The sequence below is a fragment of the Bradyrhizobium sp. genome, from assembly GCF_019242285.1.
In the GTDB taxonomy this organism is placed as follows: domain Bacteria; phylum Pseudomonadota; class Alphaproteobacteria; order Rhizobiales; family Xanthobacteraceae; genus Bradyrhizobium.
In genome coordinates this window covers 1-5,253 of the sequence record NZ_JAFAVV010000486.1, presented here as the reverse complement: position 1 = coordinate 5,253, position 5,253 = coordinate 1, and the positions used below count along the sequence as shown (strand labels likewise).

Annotated in this window: 5 protein-coding genes, 1 tRNA gene and 2 pseudogenes; 2 read left to right on the top strand and 6 right to left on the bottom strand. The window is 62.3% G+C overall.

Annotated elements, in window-relative coordinates; genetic code table 11:
- From JOY90_RS19320 to JOY90_RS19300, 5 genes and pseudogenes are all read right to left on the bottom strand, one after another.
- Nucleotides 1-390, bottom strand: a pseudogene (locus JOY90_RS19320) (50S ribosomal protein L1); the annotation flags it as partial.
- 6 nt (nt 391-396) lie between these two features.
- Nucleotides 397-825, bottom strand: a complete 429-nt coding sequence (rplK, locus tag JOY90_RS19315) for a 50S ribosomal protein L11 (RefSeq protein WP_291692708.1) — start codon at nt 823-825, stop codon at nt 397-399.
- 134 nt (nt 826-959) lie between these two features.
- Entirely contained in the window at nt 960-1,517 is a 558-nt protein-coding gene (nusG, locus tag JOY90_RS19310; RefSeq protein ID WP_291692707.1) for a transcription termination/antitermination protein NusG, read from the bottom strand.
- Nucleotides 1,517-1,708, bottom strand: coding sequence for a preprotein translocase subunit SecE (gene secE, locus JOY90_RS19305; RefSeq protein ID WP_291692706.1), 192 nt, complete (start codon nt 1,706-1,708; stop codon nt 1,517-1,519). Before secE ends, nusG begins: the two co-directional genes overlap by 1 nt.
- Before the next feature lie 377 nt (nt 1,709-2,085).
- Entirely contained in the window at nt 2,086-2,487 is a 402-nt protein-coding gene (locus JOY90_RS19300) for a hypothetical protein (RefSeq protein WP_291692705.1), read from the bottom strand.
- Between the two features lie 489 nt (nt 2,488-2,976).
- Here JOY90_RS19300 and JOY90_RS19295 point away from each other — a divergent pair, with 489 nt between their 5' ends.
- Nucleotides 2,977-3,420: a hypothetical protein gene (locus JOY90_RS19295; protein WP_291692704.1), complete on the top strand. Its 444-nt coding sequence runs from the start codon at nt 2,977-2,979 to the stop codon at nt 3,418-3,420.
- Between the two features lie 651 nt (nt 3,421-4,071).
- Here the strand turns inward: JOY90_RS19295 and JOY90_RS19290 are convergent.
- Nucleotides 4,072-4,147 (bottom strand) — tRNA-Trp (locus tag JOY90_RS19290).
- Nucleotides 4,148-4,295: 148 nt separating this feature from the next.
- Here JOY90_RS19290 and JOY90_RS19285 point away from each other — a divergent pair.
- A pseudogene (locus tag JOY90_RS19285) lies at nt 4,296-5,237 on the top strand (serine hydrolase domain-containing protein); the annotation flags it as partial.
- Nucleotides 5,238-5,253 lie beyond the last annotated feature (16 nt).

Genomic DNA, 5,253 nt, shown 5'->3' with positions numbered 1-5,253 from the left:
CAGCACCTTACCGAGGCGGCCGACCAGCGGCATCATGTCGGGGGTCGCGATGCAGCGGTCGAAATCGATGTTACCCGCCTGCACCTTCTCGACCAGGTCCTCGGCGCCGACCACGTCGGCACCGGCGGCCCTGGCCTCGTCCGCCTTGGCGCCGCGCGCGAACACACCGACGCGCAGGGTGCGGCCGGTGCCGTTCGGCAGCAGCACCACGCCACGGACCATCTGGTCGGCATGGCGGGGATCGACGCCGAGATTGATCGCGACCTCGATGGTCTCGTCGAACTTCGCCTTGGCCCGTTCCTTGACCATCTTGATGGCATCCGCGAGCGGATAGAGCTTCTCGCGGTCAACGCCTTCACGGGCCTTCTTCAAACGCTTTCCGATCGACATGGCGCCTTACCCCGCAACGTCCAGACCCATCGAGCGGGCCGAGCCCTCGACCATCTTCATGGCCGCTTCGACGGTGTCGCAATTGAGATCCTTCATCTTCTTCTCGGCGATCTCGCGCACCTGCGCTTTCGTCACCGAGCCGGCCTTGTCGCGGCCCGGCGCCTTGGAGCCGGACTGGATCTTGGCCGCCTGCTTGAGGAAGTAGGACATCGGCGGCGTCTTCATCTCGAAGGTGAAGGAACGGTCCGCGTAGATGGTGATGACCACCGGGATCGGGGTGTTCTTCTCTTCCTTGGCGGTCTGGGCGTTGAACGCCTTGCAGAATTCCATGATGTTGAGACCGCGCTGACCAAGCGCGGGACCGATCGGGGGCGAGGGATTCGCGGCCCCGGCCGGCACCTGCAATTTCAGGAAACCGGTCACTTTCTTTGCCATGTCTCACTCCTGTTGGCCGGTGGTGAAGCCGGCGGGTTCAGGTTCCGTGGTGCGGCAGAAAGCGGCTGGCAACCGCCCTCTCCTCCCACGACCTCTTCATGGCGCGAAGCCTCGCGGCTTCACGCCGTTTCCGGTCAGCCGACTTTCTCGACCTGACCGAATTCCAGTTCGACCGGCGTCGCGCGGCCGAAGATCGAGACCGCGACCTTGACGCGCGAGCGCGCCTCGTCGATCTCCTCGACCACGCCGGAGAACGAGGCGAACGGCCCGTCGGCCACCCGCACGTTCTCGCCGATCTCGAACGACACCGACGCCTTCGGCCGCTCCACGCCCTCCTGCACCTGGTGCAGGATGCGCATCGCCTCGGCCTCCGAGATCGGCATCGGCTTGTTTTCCGCGCCGAGGAAGCCCGTGACCTTCGGCGTGTTCTTGATGAGGTGGAAGGCCTCATCCGTCAATTTCATCTTCACCAGCACATAGCCCGGGAAGAACTTGCGCTCGGCGTCGATCTTGCGCCCGCGGCGCACCTCGGTGACCTTCTCGGTCGGCACCAGCACCTGCTCGAACAGTTCCTCCAGCCCGCGCTGCTTGGCCTGCTCGCGGATCGATTCCGCGACCTTCTTCTCGAAATTCGAGTAGGCGTGGACGATGTACCAGCGCTTGTCGGTGGTTTGAATTGCGGCAGTAACCATCAGTGGATGCCCAGAACGGTGGTGACCAGGACGCGGATGATCTGATCCGCGGCGAAAAAGAACACGGACGCCAATGCGACCATCACGAACACCATGATGGTCGTGATGGTGGTCTCGCGACGGGTCGGCCAAGTGACCTTGGCGGTCTCCGAGCGCACTTCCTGCAGGAATTTGAACGGGCTGAAAGCCATCGGGGTTCCGCGTCCGTCGCCAGACGATTACTGTGACTAAAGGAAATCCAAACAAGGGTCCGCGCCGACGCCCAACCCTCTCGCCTAAGAAGGATGAGCCGGAATACGGGCTCGGATGTTTGGGGATGCATGAGGCCGCGCCGGATATCCGCTTTGGGCGGGCCGGCTGCGAGTGCGGGTTATGTACTGCCGGAAGCGGACGAGGTCAAGGTGGGGGCGCCGGATGACACGCGGCGAATTGGTCAAGAGGTCGGAAATCTGACGGCCCCTGCGCAGGGCCGGCGCGCCGCCCGCTTCCAAATCGGCGCCGCGTCCTCAAATCGATCTCAACCGCCGCCGCAGTTCATCCGTGTCGACGCGATATTCCCAGTAATCGATCAACACAGCGCGGTTGAGCTCAATGAAGCGCTGCACGCTCTCGAGCAACGCCGCGGGAGCAACTTTCCCGCCATCACGGCGCCATCGGCAATCGCAATGGACGCGGTTTCGCTTCGCGGATCGATACTATCCGGCGGATCAATGGCCAGCTCGACCCGCGCGGCGTGCTGCGTGCTGCCCTTTGGCGAAATAAAGATCGTGTTGTCAACGCCAGTTATGTTCTTGCGGTAAGAAACCATCTCTTCGAGCAGCTCCTCCTCGGCCAGAGCATCGGCCAAGGCCACAGCTGCGCGATAGTCAAAATCGGGCACCACCACATGATCGCCCGCACGCACCGCCCGCAGGAAGGCGGCGGGATCGGCGACAACCTCGGCGGCGGATGAGGGAATGGTTGCGGTCATCTTCATTTCAATACCATGGCGCTGCAAGCAGACCGAAGCAAGCTGCCTCGCGTTGTTGCCCCGTACGGCCCTTCCAACTCCAAGCTATCCCTTTGTGCGCCGCAGCAATAGCGGTTCGCGTCAATCCCGTCAGGCTCAGTACACGGAGGTACCGCAAGGCCCGAAGCGGCGTGACCGGCACCTCTGTCGCTGTCGATGCGTCTCCCGAATGCCTGCGCAAGTTCGGCCAATAGTGAGGCGTCGGGGGCGCGGCTGTTGGTTTGAGCCGCAGAACGAAACGAGAGGTCCTGTTAGGTCAATTAACTAAAAGACAGCGGCGGGTTTGATCCCGACGGCCCCGTGCCTCGCCACGTCAGCCGACTTGACCGATTTGGTAAACGCCCAAAATTTCCTCACAGCTTACAGAACGGCGAGAGACTTCAACATTGAAGCCGAACCAGCTGAAGCTGTAGAGAGCGCCCGCATTGCGGAAGGGCTGGTGAGTCGATGATGACTGACGATGTTGATCTGTTCGAGGGCTTCCAAACGCCCGATGAAATCCTGGCGTTGGTGGCGCGGATGGCGGGCATGGCAACTCCAACTGAACTGCTCGATGCTCTCCTGGAGGGCAAGATCATCGATTGCGATGGATTAAACAACGCGGCCGACAAGCTCGAAGGCGCAGGACTTGATGATGATGCTGGCGCTGTCAGGGACGCCGCCGGTCGAGCCGACGATCACGTCCCGCTTGAGATCGCCGATATCCTGAACGATCCAAATCGGGCCAACATCAAGGGCGCGCTCGGCAAGCTGTATCGCGAAGGAAAGCTCGATCTCGCGACCTTGGCGCCAGCCGACCATGATCTTTTGAACTACCTCTATCGCTTAAGGGGCAAGTCGGCACGGGAATATCTGCGAGAACGCCGCCTGGAACATCTATCGGGCGAGCGGTGACGCGGTCCCCATCCCGCGCAACTCGCAGGATGGCATTCCTTGCTCCAACTGCGGCGCGCGTTCAAAATCACGGAACAGTGCAGAGCGCCCTCCGTAGCAATACGGGTTTTTGTAAAACGCCTCGCTTTCGCCGAGAACTGTCAAATACATTTCAGACAAGACCAGTAAGCGAGAGGAATATTCAGAAAAGGCATTTCGTGGGGGTTGCGTTATGAACGAGCGAAGTTCGCGTTTGTGCGCCCATCTGAAAAACGTTGAACGCTATCTCAGGCTGCTCGAGACCCATCTGACCGAGACTGAGCGGCAATTCCTCGAAAAGCGTCTGTCCGAGGAGCGTTTCGCGATAGCAATGATAGACTTCATGGGTCCGCCGAAGGCCCACGATGATCCCAGAGTCCACAAATAGCGTCGCATGTGGATCGTAGCCCGCTCGGGATGACTGTTCGGGCTGAAGATGACCAGGTGTCGCAAGGCCGTCGTTGGCTTAGAGAAGATTGGCCGGTGTCCGGGTCTCTGCCCATGGGCGCTTCCGCCACGGCGACGACCGCCGTACGCGACTCCAGAGGCGTGTATCGTGTTCCAGAGTGGTGTATGGTGGCCGCGTGCTTTGGATAGCCGTCACAACCGAGGCTGCTGACTAGCTGATTTTGCTGGCAGGAGTGGCAGGGCTCGAACCTGCGACCCCCGGTTTTGGAGACCGGTGCTCTACCAATTGAGCTACACTCCTAGCGGGCAGAGGCGGATTGGACCACGCCGCTGCCGACCCGCCGTTTCAAGCATAGGCCATGCCCCATTTGCAAGGGTGAAAGCCTGTTCAAGCCGCAAGTTCTGCGCCAGACTTCATCCAAAGCCACAACAAACGTACGGGAGAGACCATGAACGCCCAGACCGCCGCCAAGCCGGCCACCGTCCCGCAGACCCCGCCCCTCCCCGCGGCCAGGCCGGAGGCGCTCGGGCTGTCGCCGGCACGGCTGCAGGCGATGTCGGACACCTTCAGGCGGGAGGTCGACAAGGGAACGATCCCCGGCGTGACCGTCATGGTCGCCCGCAAGGGCCAGATCGGCTGGTTCGATGCCATCGGCCGGCAGAGCCCGGCGGCGAGCGCGCCGATGGCCCATGACACCATCTTCCGCGTGTTCTCCATGACAAAGCCGATCGTCTCGGTGGGCATCATGATGCTGGTCGAGGACGGCCTGTGCCTGCTCACCGACCCGGTTGCAAAGTTCATCCCGGAATTCGCCAACCAGAAGGTGGGCGTCGAGCACCACGGCAAGCTCAACCTGGTCGCGCTCGAGCGGCCGATGACGGTGCAGGACCTGCTCCGCCACACCTCGGGCCTCACCTACGACCACACCGGCGACAGCCTGGTGCAGCAGCTCTACAAGGAGTCGCGGCTGCGGAGCCGCAAGATCACCAATGCCGAGCATGCAGCCATGCTCGCCGCGCTGCCGCTGATCTGCCAGCCCGGCGCCGAGTGGAACTACAGCCGCTCCACCGACATTCTCGGCCGCATCATCGAGGTCTTGAGCGGCAAGCCGCTCAGCACCTTCCTCGCCGAGCGCATCCTGGCGCCGCTGCAGATGGCCGAGACCGCCTTCCACACGGACGAGGCCAATGCCGGCCGGCTCGCCGAGCCGTTCCCGAACGATCCCTGGACCGGCGACGAGGTAAAGCTGTTCAACATGCTGGAGAAGCCGGTGATGGAGTCCGGCGGCGGCGGCCTGGTCTCGACCACCATGGACTATGCCCGCTTCTGCCAGATGCGGCTGAGTGGCGGCAGTCTCGACGGCGTCAGGATCATCGGCCGAAAGACGCTGTAGCTGATGGCGTCCG